Annotated in this window: 13 protein-coding genes; 5 read left to right on the top strand and 8 right to left on the bottom strand. The window is 56.9% G+C overall.

Going from position 1 to position 16,583, the window contains the following annotated elements; genetic code table 11:
- Positions 1-315 precede the first annotated feature (315 nt).
- The 5 genes from K0F88_RS03825 to K0F88_RS03845 all read right to left on the bottom strand — a co-directional run bounded on the left by K0F88_RS03825 (position 316) and on the right by K0F88_RS03845 (position 5,326).
- Positions 316-1,221 (bottom strand): AraC family transcriptional regulator, encoded by a 906-nt coding sequence (locus tag K0F88_RS03825; RefSeq protein ID WP_219094078.1) that lies wholly within the window; start codon positions 1,219-1,221, stop codon positions 316-318.
- An 81-nt stretch (positions 1,222-1,302) separates the two neighbouring features.
- A complete protein-coding gene (locus K0F88_RS03830) occupies positions 1,303-2,190 on the bottom strand; it encodes a phospholipase (protein ID WP_094467405.1) in 888 nt (295 codons plus the stop codon).
- Positions 2,191-2,378: 188 nt separating this feature from the next.
- Positions 2,379-3,245: a phospholipase gene (locus K0F88_RS03835; RefSeq protein ID WP_094467406.1), complete on the bottom strand. Its 867-nt coding sequence runs from the start codon at positions 3,243-3,245 to the stop codon at positions 2,379-2,381.
- A 149-nt stretch (positions 3,246-3,394) separates the two neighbouring features.
- A complete protein-coding gene (locus K0F88_RS03840) occupies positions 3,395-4,687 on the bottom strand; it encodes a glycosyltransferase (protein WP_094467407.1) in 1,293 nt (430 codons plus the stop codon).
- A gap of 279 nt (positions 4,688-4,966) precedes the next feature.
- Positions 4,967-5,326, bottom strand: a complete 360-nt coding sequence (locus K0F88_RS03845; protein WP_094467408.1) for a response regulator — start codon at positions 5,324-5,326, stop codon at positions 4,967-4,969.
- 258 nt (positions 5,327-5,584) lie between these two features.
- On the opposite strand from K0F88_RS03845, the gene K0F88_RS03850 reads away from it, so the two are divergent.
- The 5 genes from K0F88_RS03850 (at position 5,585) to K0F88_RS03870 (ending at position 12,129) form a co-directional block, all read left to right on the top strand.
- The gene (locus K0F88_RS03850; protein WP_219094080.1) at positions 5,585-9,076 is read left to right on the top strand and encodes a response regulator; all 3,492 of its coding nucleotides are present in this window, start codon (positions 5,585-5,587) and stop codon (positions 9,074-9,076) included.
- A complete protein-coding gene (locus tag K0F88_RS03855; RefSeq protein WP_219094082.1) occupies positions 9,076-9,909 on the top strand; it encodes a protein-glutamate O-methyltransferase CheR in 834 nt (277 codons plus the stop codon). Before K0F88_RS03850 ends, K0F88_RS03855 begins: the two co-directional genes overlap by 1 nt.
- Complete coding sequence (locus K0F88_RS03860; RefSeq protein ID WP_094467411.1) at positions 9,906-10,499, top strand: chemotaxis protein CheB; 594 nt, start codon at positions 9,906-9,908, stop codon at positions 10,497-10,499. The genes K0F88_RS03855 and K0F88_RS03860 overlap by 4 nt, the downstream gene beginning before the upstream one ends.
- On the top strand, positions 10,493-11,674 hold the full coding sequence (locus K0F88_RS03865) for a hybrid sensor histidine kinase/response regulator (RefSeq protein WP_219094084.1): 1,182 nt from the start codon (positions 10,493-10,495) through the stop codon (positions 11,672-11,674). The genes K0F88_RS03860 and K0F88_RS03865 overlap by 7 nt, the downstream gene beginning before the upstream one ends.
- A gap of 77 nt (positions 11,675-11,751) precedes the next feature.
- The gene (locus K0F88_RS03870; protein WP_059405185.1) at positions 11,752-12,129 is read left to right on the top strand and encodes a response regulator; all 378 of its coding nucleotides are present in this window, start codon (positions 11,752-11,754) and stop codon (positions 12,127-12,129) included.
- A 30-nt stretch (positions 12,130-12,159) separates the two neighbouring features.
- Here the strand turns inward: K0F88_RS03870 and K0F88_RS03875 are convergent, their stop codons facing one another.
- The 3 genes from K0F88_RS03875 to K0F88_RS03885 form a co-directional block, all read right to left on the bottom strand.
- The gene (locus K0F88_RS03875; RefSeq protein WP_374039705.1) at positions 12,160-13,812 is read right to left on the bottom strand and encodes an ATP-binding protein; all 1,653 of its coding nucleotides are present in this window, start codon (positions 13,810-13,812) and stop codon (positions 12,160-12,162) included.
- Positions 13,813-13,826: 14 nt separating this feature from the next.
- Positions 13,827-15,329 (bottom strand): ATPase domain-containing protein, encoded by a 1,503-nt coding sequence (locus K0F88_RS03880; protein WP_219094088.1) that lies wholly within the window; start codon positions 15,327-15,329, stop codon positions 13,827-13,829.
- A gap of 126 nt (positions 15,330-15,455) precedes the next feature.
- Positions 15,456-16,511 (bottom strand): HEAT repeat domain-containing protein, encoded by a 1,056-nt coding sequence (locus K0F88_RS03885; protein ID WP_094467415.1) that lies wholly within the window; start codon positions 16,509-16,511, stop codon positions 15,456-15,458.
- Positions 16,512-16,583: the final 72 nt, after the last annotated feature.

Genomic DNA, 16,583 nt, shown 5'->3' on the forward strand with positions numbered 1-16,583 from the left:
TGCGCCCGATGGGGGACAGAAGGACAGTTATTGTTTTTGTGTCTTCCGAGGGCAGGAAGAATGTGCACTGATTACAGCCTTCAATTGAGGATGTGACAAATCATCCGTCGCACTTGAATCGATACTATTTTGCACTGGATTCTGAAAAGGCAAGATTTAACACCGGACATCCTGTAGCAGCTGCCGAAGGCTGCGTTCGAGTGCGCAGCACTCGCTGGAGCAGAGCGCGCGGTGATCCTGGGGAGGCAGAGTGGCAGGTTTTGCGACTGCTTCGCAGTCGAACGCAGCCTTCGGCAGCTGCTACACGCATAGGCGTCAGTGCTGATTCTGCTCAGTCAACCGCTGCACCGCCAGCCGCCGGTAATGCGAGGGCGTCATGCCCTTGAGCTGTTGGAACCGCCGATTGAAGTTGGAAATATTGTTGAAGCCTGATTCGAAACACACATCGGTCACCGGTTTGTCGCCATCGGCCAGCAACTCGCAGGATTTGCTGATGCGCAGGCGATTGACGAACTCGATGAAGCAGCGCCCGGTGGCTTGCTTGAACACCCGGCTGAAATACGTTGGCTTCATGCCTAAATGCTCGGCGACCTCCTCCAGCGGCAGGTCCCGGGCGTAATGCGCAAAAATGTAATCCACCGCTCGGTTGGTGCGATCGATGTTGTGTTCATCCGCCAGCTGCGGCGTGGTGGCACCCGACAGCAACTGAAAATCGTCAGAAGCCGCGAGCAGCTCCAGCAGGATGAAAAAGTGCCCGAGCCGGGTGACGCCTTTAGTGTCAGCGATGCGTTGCATCAACGTCATGGCCTGGCGGATGGTGCGCTTGCAACGAAACTCGATGCCGTACTGCGCGCGCTCCAGCAGAGGCGCGAGGGTCTTCAGTTCTGCGAATACCTGATGACCGCTTTCGAACAATTCATCCGTGAAGTTGACCAGCATGTCGCGCTTGGGCACTACCTCGTCTTCGGCCACCTGGCTGATCCAGTTGTGAGGCAGATTCGGGCCGGTCAGGAACAGGGTTTCCGGGTAGAAGTTGCCAATGTAATCGCCGATGAACACCTTGCCGGAACTGGCGACGATCAGGTGCAGTTCGTATTCCTTGTGGAAATGCCAACGCACCAAAGGGCAGGGAAATCCATGCTGGCGATAGATGATCGACAACCCGTTGTGGTCGTCCATCAGTTCATAGGAAGGATCGGTGACTCTCGCAGTTCGGGTCATATCAGGGCGCTTTTTATTGTCATTGCGCCCTGATCATGCCTCTTTCCAGGCTAGTAATGCCAGCGTGCTACGCACAGGGCGTCAGGCCGGTGCCCGCTCATGCAAGGCATGGCCGTAAACGGCTTTCATGCTGGTGGCGGTCCAGCAATAACGAACGATCTCTGACTCGTCGAAAAAGTCGGTATTGATGATGCTGCAACGCGTGACCCAGTCACGGGTGGGATTGAACCAATCATTGATCTGGTTTTTGATGTCTTGAGGCCCTCCCAGAAACGCGTAGCGGGTGGCCGATAACGACCATAGAAACGTCTCGTAAGGTGCGTCTTCGAGTGTGCTGGAAATATGGGTTTTCAGATCCTCGGTGTCGGTGAACCTTTTGTTGATCCACTTGTGTGGGATGCGCGGCCAGAAGTAATTCTCATCCAGTTCCCGCCGTCCATGCGCCGCCAACACCACCCGGCGGCGAGTACTGATCCGCTTAAGCTCGCCGATGGTTTTTGTGGCGTCGTCGGGGGAGATCACTCGCTGTCCGAGTCGACTCACCAGAAGATCATTGAGTTTCTGATAGTCAAAGGGCTTGGAGCCATCTGCGAGTTGGTGGAAATCCAGCACGATGAACTCATCAGGATTACGGTCGAGAAACGCTGATACGTCTGTAATCAGTTCATCGAGGACCCTATGGGACTGGTATCCGTTGTGATGAAAATAGAAGACCGACTGGTCTGCGCCCTCGGTGTAGCCCAGCCGGATATCAAAGGCCCGGGCGCCGTTGGACAGTTGCCAGGCAAATGAACCGTTTTGACACGTCGTCCAGTTGCCGATAACCACATCGTAATTGGGCGCCTGTTTATCCATGCCGGCGTTGTGGGCGCCGGGCCAGACAATATCGGTCAGCTTTAATCGGTGGATATCCAGAACGTTACTCATCCACTTTTTTTTGTCCAGCGCACCTGCTGTGTTATGGGTCATGACAGTTCCTTGTCGTTGAGGCGCCCCCTCCGTGGGGCGACGAAGTTTATGTATCAGTGTTGGCTGCAAGCCACATCTGTGTTGATCGCCCTGCGTGAAAGGCTTTCATGACCCAGCATAGAAGTGCGCAACAGGATTGCCAGTCGCGGAAATAGTTGCACATATATAGCTATTTAATGGCGGGCAGACTAATTGGCTCGCTTGTTGGCTTTATGCAAGTTTACGGTTCGGCAATATTCAACAATTCGCGATTCTTCAATGAAGTCGACGTTGATGATGTTGCACTTTGTCGCCCAGTCGCTTTTTTCCGGGTCGAACCACGCATCGAGCTCATCATGTATATCCACGGGGCCGCCGAGGGCGCTGTAACTGGTCGCGGACAACGACCATGGGGCCCATGTGCCTGGCGGATGTGTCAGCACACTCGTAATGTGTTTTTTCAAGTCGGCAGCACTCGTGATGCCGTTGCCGGACCATTTGTGTTCAATTTGCTCAAGGAATACGTTTCGATCAAGCTCCCAATGCCATGGGGCCGCGACTAGAACCCTTTGTTCAGAACTGATTTGTTTGAGTTGACGGAGACTCATAGACCTGTTTTGAGTGGGGATTATTTTATGGCCCATAAGATGGATCATCATGTCTTTGAAAAAAGTGAAGTCAAACGCATCCCCTTGCAGTTCGTGAAAGTCCAGGACAATGAATTCATCAGGATTCTCCTCAAGAAATTGTCTCACGTCGGTCAACAAGTTCCCCAAGGTGCGATTGTTGCGGTTGCCATTGTGGTGCATCCGGAATTTTCCAAGCCCAGGTGCCTTGGCGTCGAACGCGAGGCGGATATCCAACGCTCGGGAGCCGTGGCACAACTGGGAATAAAACGATTGGTGCTGACAGGCGAGCCAATGGGCGCCTGGAATCAGAGGCCAGGACGCTTTCCAGTCGCTACCTGCGTTATGGGTGCCCGGCAGGGTTAATTCACGGAGCGACAAAGTGTCAATGGCCGGCGTGCTGGCCATCCAGTTGTTGAGTGTCAGGTTGTTTTGAACAATGGTATTCATTTAATGCATCCTTGCATTGATTTTAAACTTTAATAGGTTGTGCTGGATAAGTTGGTCGGGCTTTAATCCGCTGGATTGTTTATAAAGTGGGTTGCTAGCGTGGTCAATAAGTGTGGCAACACAAAGTGTGTATAGGTCGTGTCTGATATCTAGTTGGCGCGGTTTTTTGCTTCAATCCACTGTGCCATATATTGCGTACTTTTGTGCTGGTGGTGACGCAACATGCTGCCGGTAAAGTTGTCATTTCTAAGTTGGGCGATATGTTGTTGGCAGTACAATAATTTTTCGATCAGTGCCGGGCCATGTTCCGACTGTCGATAACGATCCGCCAGCAACACCTGCCCCATGGATTGGGCGTTCGCCCAGAGTGCTTCATCCTTGTACAACCGCACCGCATCCTCGGCGAACTCCTGTGCCGTCCGGCTCACGGCGCCAGGCCAGGGATGCTGACCGTGCATCGCTTCTGCACCAATAGGCGTCGTGACCGTGGGCGTGCCACACAGCATGGCGTCGATTATCTTGCCTTTGATGCCCGCACCGAAACGCAGCGGTGCCAGACACACACGCGCCGCCGACATCACTTGCAAGGCGTCTTCCGCCCAGTTCATGACATGGAAACCCTGGGCCGGGTTATGCAGCGCAGTAGCCTTGGGCGGCGTGTAAGCGCCGTAGATGTGCAACTGAGCGCTGGGCAGTTGTTCACGGATCAACGGCCAGATCGCCGTTTTCATCCAGAGCACCGCATCCCAGTTCGGCGCATGTCGAAAGTTACCAATGCTGAGAAAGTGCGCCCGATCTTCAAAGGCGGCCGGCACCACGCTCGACGGTTCGACCATCAACGGACACCAGTGCAGCAAGTTGCGCGGCATCTTGAACTGCTCGACCAGCAACTCGATTTCCACTTCAGAGATCATCAGGTTCAAATCGCAACGATACAGCGCGGCAATTTCCCGTTTGGCCAGATCGGTATCGGCCATCAACTCGAACTCTTCGCGCAATGCCGGTGCGAACAGGTCGCTGAAATCATTGTTGTCGTCACTGGCCTTCAAGCGGTCCTTGAGGCGCTGATGCCGGGCGTGCCGCAGGCTTTGCAGATCCGAAGTTTCAAGCACACGCAAGGCATCAGGGCAGTGCTTTTCTACACGCCAGCCGAACTGCTCTTCCATCATGAACTGGTCAAACAGCACGATGTCCGGGGCCAGTTCACTGATAAACGCGTCGAAACTGCTGTTGTTCAACTCGATAGGCACTTCGCGAATGCCCAGTGCCGTCAGGTCAGCCCGATGTTCACCGGTGCCGGCCGGACTGCTGAAGGTAATGTCCCAGCCTTGTCTCAGAAACGTATCCAGAATCTGCATCACATGCCCACTGGCGGCCGAAGAGCGAGGCTCGGGCCAGACGTAACCAATGACGAGGACTTTGGTTGCGTGGGGCTGATTCATGAACGGTATTTCCTTGACTCGGGCTGTGGGCTGAGTGATGCGAGAGGCGCGCAATTAAACCACAACAAGGTCGATGTTGGACTGAAACAGCGCCGCCGCAGAGCAGACGACGGCGGCGGCAGTCCTGTTGTTACACCGTATTGAGTTTCACCAATAAGCAATTCAGCTTATATGAGTGCTTGTGACTTACTTTCAGAACGTTATGAGTTTCACTTGGCGGCTATTACAAGCACCGCTCCCTTTAGGGTTTGGTGCCTTTTAAGACGTGTATTTGTTTATTTATTCGAGCATGCCTTTAACTTTGTCCCGCAACTGATCAATGGAAAACGGCTTGCCAATTACCTGCATGCCTGCAGGCACCTCGATGCTCTCGGCATAACCGCTGGCAAACAGGATCGGCAGTTCAGGGCGCAGCATCCGCGCCTGTGTCGCCAGTTCTCGGCCGTCCATCACCGGTAACCCCACGTCGGTCATCATCAAATCGATGTGTTGATCTTCATCGTTGAGAAATTCCAGTGCCTTTTCGCTGCCATCGGCCTCAAGGACCTTGAACTCCAGTTCCTCCAGTACATCGACGATCAGCATGCGCACGATGGCATCGTCTTCTACTACCAGGATGATGGATGGGTCGGAGGACATAAGAGGGCTCTCAAGTTAAATTCAGGGTCGCAGGTCGATCGAAATCGCCGGGTTCCAGCATGAGTAAGTGGCAGATCCCGACAAGTTCCCGGCGTTGCGCAAAAAAGAATAGCTGTACTAGAGGCGGCAGGATAACCGCTCCTTTGACCAAGAGCAGCTAAATGCGGGGGTTTGCCCGAATACGCTTCATAAAATTGGATCAATGTGCCCGTTTTGGGGCAAACTCCTTGGTTTTGAACAGTTCGACAAGGCCTTCCCATGACCCCTGCGTCTTCGGTTGATGAGCAACGATTCCGTAAACTCCTGAGCCGCAACATCAGCCTGCCGTTGGGTGTCGGTGTGCTCAGTGCGGTGTTCTTCGTTTCGCTGATCACTTACCTGCTGTCGGTGATCCAGTGGGTTGAACACACCGACCGGGTGATCAATAACGCCAATGAAGCGGTGAAGCTGACCGTTGATCTGGAAACCGGGATGCGTGGCTTTTTGCTCAGCGGCGATGAGCATTTCCTCGACCCTTATGAGACGGCCAAGCCGAGAATCGCGGTCGCGCTCAATACCTTGCTCGAACTCACGGCCGACAACCCGGTTCAAACCGACCGTCTGCACCGGCTCCAGGCCTTGCAGGAGGAGTGGGCCAACTACGCGCAATCAATGATCGATTTGCAGCGCACCAGCGGCGATTATCGCAATGCCGTCAGGGCCGGGCGCGGCAAGCGCCTGACCGATGAGATCCGCAAGCAGTTCGAAGACGTGATCGACATGGAGCAGCAGTTGCGCACCACGCGCAACGAGGAAGTGCGCCGCACCACGATCTGGAGCATCACTCTTTACCTGTTGTTCATCCTTGGTATCAGCGGTTTGCTGGCCTACATCGGCCGTCGTGATTTGCTCAATCTGTCCCAAAGTTACAGCGCCAACCTCGCCGCGCAACAGGCCAGCGCCTGGCGTCTTGAACAGCAAGCGTGGCTACGCAACGGCCAGACCGAGCTGGCCGAGCAGGTATTGGGGCAACTGTCCCTCAACCTGTTGGGGCGCAACATCCTGCAGTTCTGCGCGCAGTATCTGGGCACTGCGGTCGCCGCTATCTATGTGCGCGAAGAACATGGCGGCCTGAAGCGAATAGCGTCTTACGGGTTTTCTCGCGAGCAGGAAGAACGTGACCAGCAGATCTACAGCGATGAAGGGATTGTTGGCCAGGTGGCGCGACAAGCTCGCCTGATCCGTCTCGATAACGTGCCCAGCGACTACTTCAAAGTCAGCTCCGGCCTGGGCGAAGGTTTGCCGCATAGCGTGCTCGTGGTGCCCACCAGCGACGATGACCGGGTCAACGGTGTGATCGAACTGGGCTTCCTGCGCCCCTTGGACGAGCGCGATATCGAGTTACTGGAACTGATTGCCGGCAACATCGGCACGTCGATCGAGGCTGCTCGTTATCGTCAACGCTTGCAGGAAGTGCTGGCCGAAACCCAGCAGCTCAATGAGGAACTGCAAGTTCAGCAAGAAGAGCTCAAGACCGCCAACGAAGAGCTCGAAGAGCAGTCACGGATTCTCAAGGAATCCCAGGCTCACCTGGAAACCCAGCAAGTCGAGTTGGAGCAGACCAACGAACAACTCGCCGATCAGGCGCAGATCCTGGCCGACCAGCGTGATGCGATGGACTTGAAAAATACTGAGCTCAACCAGGCCCAGGCGCAGCTTGAAGAGCGCGCCGAAGAGTTGCAGCGCTCGAGCAAGTACAAGTCCGAGTTCCTCGCCAACATGTCCCACGAACTGCGCACGCCGTTGAACAGTTCGCTGATCCTGGCCAAGTTGCTGGCGGAAAACCCTCAGGAAAACCTCAGCGCCGAGCAGGTGAAGTTCGCCGAGTCGATCTATTCCGCCGGCAATGACTTGCTCAATCTGATCAATGACATTCTCGATATTTCCAAGGTCGAGGCCGGCAAGCTGGAAATGCGCCCCGAGAACACCAGCGTTGCGCGTCTGGTGGACGGACTGCGCGGGATGTTTGAGCCGATGGCGGCTGACAAGCAGTTGAAATTCGAGGTCGACTTGCAGCCCGATTCGCCGATGATGCTGTTCACCGACCGCCAGCGTCTGGAGCAAGTCATCAAGAACCTGCTGTCGAACGCGGTGAAATTTACCGAAAAAGGCACCGTCAGCCTCACGGTGGCGTCCCAGCCGAACGACGGCATCGCCTTTATCGTCCGCGATTCCGGGATCGGCATCGCCGCCGACCAGCAGGACAGCATCTTCGAAGCCTTCCGCCAGGCCGACGGCACCACCAATCGCCGTTATGGCGGCACGGGCCTGGGCTTGTCGATTTCCCGCGATTTGGCGGCGTTGCTGGGCGGTTCGATCAGCGTTACCAGCGAGCCGGGGCAGGGCAGTGTGTTCACCCTCGTGCTGCCGCAGCAATACGTAGAACCGGGTGATGCGCCGGTCGCGCCGATGCAGGCTACCCCGGTCGCCGCAAAACCGAGAGTGGCAACGCTCGCGCCGGTGCCGCTGATCGCTGAAGTCGACATTCCGCGTTTCGACGATGACCGCAGCAAGGCGCCATTCACCACCCGTTGCATCCTGGTGGTGGAAGATGAGCCAAATTTTGCAAACATTCTCTACGATCTGGCCCACGAACTGGGTTACCAGTGCCTGGTCGCCCACGGGGCCGATGAAGGCTACGACTTGGCCAAGGAGTTCATTCCCGACGCCATTCTGCTGGACATGCGCCTGCCGGACCATTCCGGGCTGACCGTATTGCAGCGTCTGAAGGAACATGCCGAAACCCGCCACATTCCGGTGCATGTGATTTCGGTGGAAGACCGCGTCGAGGCGGCCATGCACATGGGCGCGATCGGTTATGCGGTCAAGCCCACCACTCGCGAAGAACTCAAGGATGTATTTGCCCGCCTCGAAGCCAAGCTGACCCAGAAGGTCAAGCGGGTGCTGCTGGTCGAAGACGATGATTTGCAACGCGACAGCATTGCTCGCCTGATCGGCGACGAGGACATCGAAATCACCGCCGTCGGCTTCGCCCAGGAAGCGCTCGACCTGCTGCGCACGACCATTTTCGATTGCATGATCATCGACCTGAAGTTGCCGGACATGCTCGGCAACGATCTGCTCAAGCGCATGTCCACCGAAGATATCTGCTCGTTCCCGCCGGTCATCGTTTACACCGGACGCAACCTGACCCGGGACGAAGAGGCTGAACTGCGCAAGTACTCGCGCTCGATCATCATCAAAGGCGCTCGCTCACCCGAGCGTTTGCTGGATGAGGTCACACTCTTTCTGCACAAAGTCGAATCCAGGTTGTCCCATGAACGCCAACGGATGCTCAAGACCGCGCGAAGCCGCGACAAAGTCTTCGAGGGCCGCAAAGTGCTGCTGGTGGACGACGATGTACGCAACATCTTCGCCTTGACCAGCGCTTTGGAGCAAAAGGGTGCAGTCGTGGTCATCGGCCGGAATGGCCGTGAGGCGATTGAAAAACTGAATGAAGTCGAGGACATCGATCTGGTGTTGATGGACGTGATGATGCCGGAGATGGATGGTTTCGAAGCCACCATCGAGATCCGCAAGGACCCACGCTGGCGCAAGCTGCCGATCATTGCGGTGACGGCCAAGGCCATGAAGGACGATCAGGAGCGCTGCCTGCAAGCCGGCTCCAACGATTACCTGGCCAAGCCCATCGACCTGGATCGCCTGTTCTCGCTGATTCGCGTGTGGTTACCGAAGATGGAACGCATTTAGTGGAACGCATAGAAACAGTGGCGCGAAACAGCGAGATCGAACTGCGGTTGTTGATCGAGGCGATCTACCTCAAGTACAGCTACGACTTTCGCGATTATTCCGGCGCTTCGATCAAGCGTCGGGTCAATCACGCGTTGGTGCAATTCGAGTGCAGTACCATTTCCGCCCTGCAAGAAAAGGTGCTGCACGATCCGACCGCGTTCATGCAGTTGCTGCAATTGCTGACGATCCCGGTCAGCGAAATGTTTCGCGATCCTTCGCATTTCCTCGCGATCCGCAAGGAAGTGGTACCACTGCTCAAGACCTATCCGTCGATCAAGATCTGGATCGCCGGTTGCAGCACGGGCGAAGAAGTCTATTCGATGGCGATTCTGCTACGCGAAGAAGGCTTGCTCGATCGCACGATCATTTACGCCACCGATATCAATCCGCGCTCGCTGGAGAAGGCCAAACAGGGGATTTTCTCCATGGAGAATGTCCGCGCCTACACTCATAACTACCAGCAGGCAGGTGGCCAGCGTTCGTTCGCCGACTACTACACGGCGGCGTATGGCTACGCGATTTTCGACAAGACGTTGTGTGAGAACGTGACGTTCGCCGACCACAGCCTGGCGACAGACAGCGTCTTTTCAGAAACCCAATTGATTTCGTGCCGTAATGTTTTGATTTATTTCAATAAAAAGCTTCAGGATCGCGCGTTCGGTCTGTTTCATGAATCCCTTTGTCATCGCGGGTTCCTGGTCTTGGGCAGTAAGGAAACCCCGGATTTTTCGGCTTTCGGCAACCAGTTTGTGCCCTTGGTCAAACAAGAACGGATTTACCGCAAATCATGAACAATGCAACGGATTTGCCTTCGATAGACGCTATCGTGATCGGCGCTTCGGCCGGTGGAGTGGAGGCATTGCTCAACATCCTCAGTCCGTTGCGTGAGGGGTTCGTCCTGCCGATCATCGTAGTCCTGCACCTGCCCGACGAGCGCCGTAGCCAACTGGCCGAAGTCTTTGCCCGCCGGGTGTCGATGCCTGTCAGGGAAGCCTGCGACAAAATCCATGTGGAAGCCGGAACCTTGTATTTCGCCACGCCGGGTTATCACTTGTCAGTGGAGCAGGACCGCAGTTTTTCCCTGAGCCTGGAGGATCGCGTGCATTACTCACGGCCCTCCATTGATTTTCTGTTCGAGTCGGCTGCCGATGCCTACGGTCCGAAGCTGGCAGCCGTGCTGCTGACCGGCGCGAATCGCGACGGCGCCCGAGGGCTGGCCCACGTCAAACAGTCTGGTGGCCTGACCATCGTGCAGGATCCGGACGAAGCCCAGGTCGCGACTATGCCCTTGGCGGCGCTGGATACTCACCAGCCAGACCACATTCTCCCTATACGCGGCATCGGCCGTCTGCTTGTCGAGCTGGAACAAATAGCATGCTAAGTAACATCCAAGCCAAATTGCTGATTGTCGATGATTTGCCGGAGAACCTGCTGGCACTCGAGGCGCTGATCAAGCGTGAAGACCGCGTGGTCTACAAAGCCTTGTCCGCCGACGAAGCCTTGTCGTTGCTGCTGCAACACGAATTCGCCATGGCCATTCTCGACGTACAGATGCCGGGCATGAACGGCTTTGAACTGGCCGAGTTGATGCGCGGTACAGAGAAAACCAAGAACATCCCGATCGTGTTCGTCAGTGCCGCCGGCCGCGAGCTGAACTACGCGTTCAAGGGTTACGAAAGCGGGGCCGTGGACTTCCTGCACAAGCCTCTGGATATTCACGCCGTCAAAAGCAAGGTCAACGTCTTCGTCGACCTGTACCGCCAAAGCAAAGCGATGAAGCAACAGGTCGAAGAACTGGAACAGGCTCGCCGCGAACAGGAAGCGCTGCTCAAGCAGTTGCAGACCACCCAGAATGAACTGGAGCAAGCGGTGCGCATGCGTGATGACTTTATGTCGATCGTCGCCCACGAAGTCCGCACGCCGCTCAATGGCCTGATCCTCGAAACCCAGTTGCGCAAGATGCACCTGGCACGGGACAACGCGTCGGCGTTCACCCTCGACAAGATGCACGCCATGGTCGACCGTGACGAGCGCCAGATCAAAAGCCTGATCCGTCTGATTGAGGACATGCTGGATGTGTCACGCATCCGCACCGGCAAGCTGTCGATCCGCTCGACCAGATTTGACCTCGTGCAATTGGTCAGCAACCTGTTGCAAAACTTTGCGCCGCAGGTTGACGCCGCCGAGTGTTCCGTTGCGTTTAGCGCCGAACAGCCAGTGGTCGGCAACTGGGACGAATTTCGTATCGAGCAAGTGATTTCAAATCTGCTGACCAATGCCTTGCGTTATGGTGGCAAAAGCCGGATCGATGTGAGGGTCTACAGTCACGAGGGTCAGGCACGGGTCGAAGTGCAGGACCGCGGGATCGGTATCAGCGAAGAAAACCAGAAGCGCATTTTTCAACAGTTCGAACGGGTGTCAGCCAAGACCGTGGTCGCGGGGCTGGGACTGGGGCTGTTTATTTCCGAGCAGATCGTCGCCGCCCATGGCGGTTCCATCGCCGTCGAGAGCAAGATCAACGAGGGCGCCTTATTTCGCGTTTGTCTGCCGCTGTAGGAAAACAGCCGGATAAACGCAACCTCTGATCGACCCTATGGTCGTATCAGCAGCTATTGACCGAACAAAGGCTTCCCATGAGTGAAGATGCACAAGATGTAGTACTCATTGTCGAGGATGACCCCTCGATTCTGATGGTATTGTCCGCTTACTTGTCGGGTGAGGGTTACCGGGTGCTGCAGGCCGAAAACGGCGAGCAGGCCTTCGAAATACTGGCGAGCAAGCCGCACCTGGACATGATGATCACTGACTTTCGCCTGCCCGGCGGGATCTCCGGTGTGCAGATCGCCGAGCCTGCCGTAAAGCTGCGACCTGAGCTCAAAGTGATTTTTATCAGCGGTTATCCGCAGGAAATCCGCGAGACCGACAGCCCGATCACGCGCAAGGCGCCGATCCTCGGCAAGCCGTTCGATCTGGATGTGTTGCAAGAGCTGATGCAGGAAATGCTGTCGTAAACAACCCCGAAGCCCCCGCCATGGGGGCTTTCAGATTCGGATCATCTCCCGCACCTTGGCCGTCAACAGGTCGAAGGTGAACGGCTTGGTGATCATCTGCATGCCAGGGTCAAGGAATCCACCGCGCACCGCCGCGTGTTCGGCATAACCGGTGATGAACAACACTTTCAGGTCAGGCCGGTACTGCCGACCGATTTCCGCCAGTTGCCGGCCATTCATCCCTGGCAATCCCACATCGCTGATCAACAAATCGATACGCTGGCCGGAATCGAGAATCGGCACTGCACTGTCGGCATCGCCTGCTTCGACGAAGGCGTAGCCCAACTCACTCAATACCGCACTGACCAGCACCCGTACCGCCGGATCATCTTCGACGATCAGCACGGTTTCGCCGTCCTGGGCATAAGGCGCGTGTGCGATATCTTCCAGCGTGTCCTCAACTAGCGCACCGTTGTAGCGCGGAAGATACAGGCTGACCGTCGTACCGTTGCCCACTTCACTCTCGATGGTCACGTGGCCGTGGGATTGCTTGCTGAAACCGTAAATCATCGACAAGCCCAAACCGGTGCCCTGGCCAATCGGTTTGGTGGTGAAGAACGGATCGAAAGCCCTGCTGATGGTGCCTTCCGGCATGCCGCAGCCGGTGTCGGTCACGCGCAGCACGACGTAATCACCCGGTTGCAGATTGCTGTGAACCTGCGTGAAACCTTTGTCCAAGCGTTGATTCGAGGTGTTGACCACCAGTTTTCCGCCTTCAGGCATGGCGTCGCGGGCGTTCAGCACCAGGTTGAGGAGGGCGCTTTCGAGCTGGTTGGGGTCGGCCTCGGCCACCCACAAGTCCTCGCTCAATTGCATGTCCAGTTGAATGCTTTCGTTGATGCTGCGCTGCAACAGTTCGCCCATGGACACCACCAGGGTATTCATTTCCACGGGTTTGGAATCCAGCGACTGGCGTCGGGAGAACGCCAGCAGGCGATGGGTCAGACCTGCCGCGCGATTGGCCGAGGTCACCCCCAGATCAATCAGGCCGTCCAGGTCATCGGTGCGACCTCGGGCCAGGCGTCGACGTAGCAACTCGAGGCTGCCGATGATGCCGGTCAACATGTTGTTGAAGTCGTGGGCGATGCCGCCGGTGAGTTGGCCGACAGCCTCCATTTTCTGCGACTGTCTGAGGGCTTCTTCGTTGTGGCGCAGTTGGGCGGTACGTTCCTCGACTTGTTGTTCGAGGGTTTCCAGCGTGTTTTGCAGCCGCAGTTCGCTTTGGCTCAGGTCAATCAAGCGGTCCCTGGCTTCGTACTGCCGTCGTCGCCCACGCAATGCGGTAGTGACCAGGCTGATCAACGTCACCGGATGAAACGGGCGCTCGAGGAAGGTCACGTTGCCCAATTGCGGGCCGAGACGTGACGCGGGGTTCTGTTCCGGGCCGCCGTGGTGGGTCAGCAGTACGATTGGCAGGTCTGACCACGCCGGCTGTTCCTCGATCAAGCCCAGCAGCGGTTCTAGATCGCAACCCAGCAAGGCTTCCGAAGAAATCAACAGCAGGCCGGCGCCTTGCGCCAGCTCGCTGCACAGCGTGACCAGGTCCCGGGTAACAATCCCTTCGAATCCCGCCTCGTGAAGCATCATCAGCGCAATCTGGCTGTCACGTCCCAGCGGCGCGAGAATAATTGCGCGCTCCGACATCGCCTCGACAACACTCACCGGTCATCATCCTTGAGCAGTGGCTGGCTGGCGCCCAGGTAAGTCGGCACGCCGCGCAATACACCCTGGAACGCATCCAAAGGCTCACCGATGGTCATGCCCGAGTTGCCGATGCGGTATTCGCGAATGGTCGATTCGTGGCTGCCGGTTCTTTTCTTGATGATTGAAATGGCCCGGCGAACCTTGCCTATCGCTTCGAAGTAGCGCAACAGAATCACCGTGTCAGCCAGATAAGTAATGTCGACCGGGGCCTGCATGTCCCCGACCAGCCCATGTTGGGCCACGGTCATGAACGTCGCGGCGCCTCGGCGATTGAGGTACAGCAGCAACTCGTGCATGTGCAGCACCAGCGCGTTTTCCTCGGGCATTGCGGCCTGATAGCCGTTGATGCTGTCGATCACCACGGTTTTGATATTGCGCACATCGACGCAACGACGAACCCGGTGCGAGAACTCGCCAGGAGACAGTTCGGCGGCGTCGACTTGCTCGATCAGCAGGTTGCCGGTGTCTTGCAGCGCCTGCAGGTCGATGCCCATGTTTTTCATGCGCTCGAACAGCAGTCCCAGCTCTTCATCGAAGATAAACAGCGCGGCTTTCTCACCCCGGGCAACGGCTGCCGCGGCGAAGATCATCGAGATCAGCGACTTGCCGGTGCCGGCCGGGCCGAGAATCAGCGTGCTGGAACCGGTCTCGATGCCGCCGCCAAGCAGGGCGTCCATTTCCTTGATGCCGCTGGTCAACTGCTGGCGGATGTAACCGCCGCGGTGTTCTGCGGCGACCAGGCGAGGGAATACGTGCACGCCGTCGCCCATAATCGTGAAGTCATGAAAACCGCCACGGTACTTTTGACCGCGGTACTTCACGACCCGGATCCGCCGGCGTTCGGCGCCATAGTTGGGCGTCAGTTCTTCCAGGCGAACCACGCCGTGCGCCACACTGTGGACGGTTTTATCGAGGGATTCGGTGGTCAGGTCATCGAGCAACAGCACGGTCGCGTCGTAGCGCACGAAGTAGTGCTTGATCGCCAGAATCTGCCGGCGATAACGCAGGGAACTCTGGGCCAGCAAACGGATTTCGGAAAGGCTGTCGAGGACCACCCGGGTCGGCTTGACCCGTTCGACCACTTCGAAAATCTGCTTGGTCGCTTCGCCCAGCTCAAGGTCCGAGGAATACAGGAGGCTTTGCTGATGCTCTGCATTGAGCAGGCTTTCTGGCGGTGTCAGTTCGAAGATGTGAATGTTTTCATCCAGCTCCCAACCGTGGGACAAAGCCCCTTGGCGCAGCTCGCGCTCGGTTTCTGAAAGCGTGATGTACAACGAGCGCTCGCCGGCACGGGCGCCAGCCAACAGAAAATGCAAAGCGACGGTGGTTTTGCCGGTTCCGGGTTCACCCTCCAGCAAAAACACGTGTCCGCGGGATAATCCACCGGCCAGGATGTCATCCAGACCTTCGATGCCGGTGGCGGCTTTTGCACTGAACAACTCGTTAGATGTAGACAAAAATAACCCTCTCATGACTAGGGGAAGCGAGGCAGCAGGCCTGAAGTGCCTGAATGGACTGCCTGATCACTTGACCTTTCGCCGTGACGACGGTTCAACCTTTTTGCCGGTGCGATATCAGTGGCGTTATAAACCCTGCTGCAACGCCGGATCGTCTGGATTGAGTTGTTCCAACAGCGCCAGAAGGATCTGCACGTTCTGCAATTGACCGCTTTCTTTCCAGTAATTGATCAGCAGCACCCGCGCCTTGCGATCCGCCGGATGGCGCTGAACGATTTCCTGCAACTGTTTTTGCGCTGCTTCCAGCTCCTGCTCACCGTGCAATGTGGTCGCCAGGTCGTAGCGGTAATCCTTGTTGTTCGGCTCGATCTCGACCGCTTTGGACAGCCCAAGCAGGGCAAATTCACTTTGCCCGTGATGCAGCAACCAAAGCCCCAAGGCATGTTGCAGGTAGGCCGAGTCGGGTTGAGCTTTCAACTGTTTCGCCAGCAATTGCCGGGCTGCGTCGCTTTGGCCTTGTTTATCCAGGACTTCAATCTGCATCACCAGCGCCGGCAGATTGCCTGGGTCCAGTTGCAGCGTGCGTTCCAGCGCCTGCTGCGCTTCTTTCAGTTCGGCATTGTGCAAGTACAGACGGGCGAGTTGGTATTGGGTTTCGGCGCTTTCCGGGAGACTTTTCAGGTCCCGTTCCCAGGCATCGATGGCTTGCTGCAACGGCCCGAAATACAAGCCCAGGTCATCCGGCGACAAACCCAGCAGCGCGTTGATCGCGGCGGACCGGACGTTTTGTTCGCTGTCATCGAGCAACGGTCCGATCAGCAAACTGCGCTGCCCACTGGGCACCAGTCCGCCAATGCTTTTGATGGCCGCAATGCGCACGTCGGCCGAAGGGTTTTGCAGGTCTGCATCCGCCAGTTTCAGGGCTTGCGGGCTCGGGTAATTCGGCAGTTCGGCATGCAGCCAGACACGGCGCTTGGGTGACAGGTCAGGGCGCCCCAGTTGCTGGTAGAGCACCCGTGCGGCCCCCGGTTGCCCGGCGCGCGCCTGGGTCAACGCTTCGCTGTAACCGCGCTTGATGGCTTCCGGCACCACAGGGGTTGTGCTGCGCAGAAAAAGCCAGGCAAGAACGATGGCGAACAGGACACAGAGGCTGATGAGCAAGTAGCGGCGGGACTGGGGCATGCAGGAATCCGGGGGCTGGCAGCTTTTGCAGAGCTGTCAGCTTCGGTCAGGTAGGCGTGTGAGTCAAACCCT

It is taken from the genome of Pseudomonas sp. UMAB-40, assembly GCF_900095275.1.
Lineage (GTDB): Bacteria > Pseudomonadota > Gammaproteobacteria > Pseudomonadales > Pseudomonadaceae > Aquipseudomonas > Aquipseudomonas mandelii_B.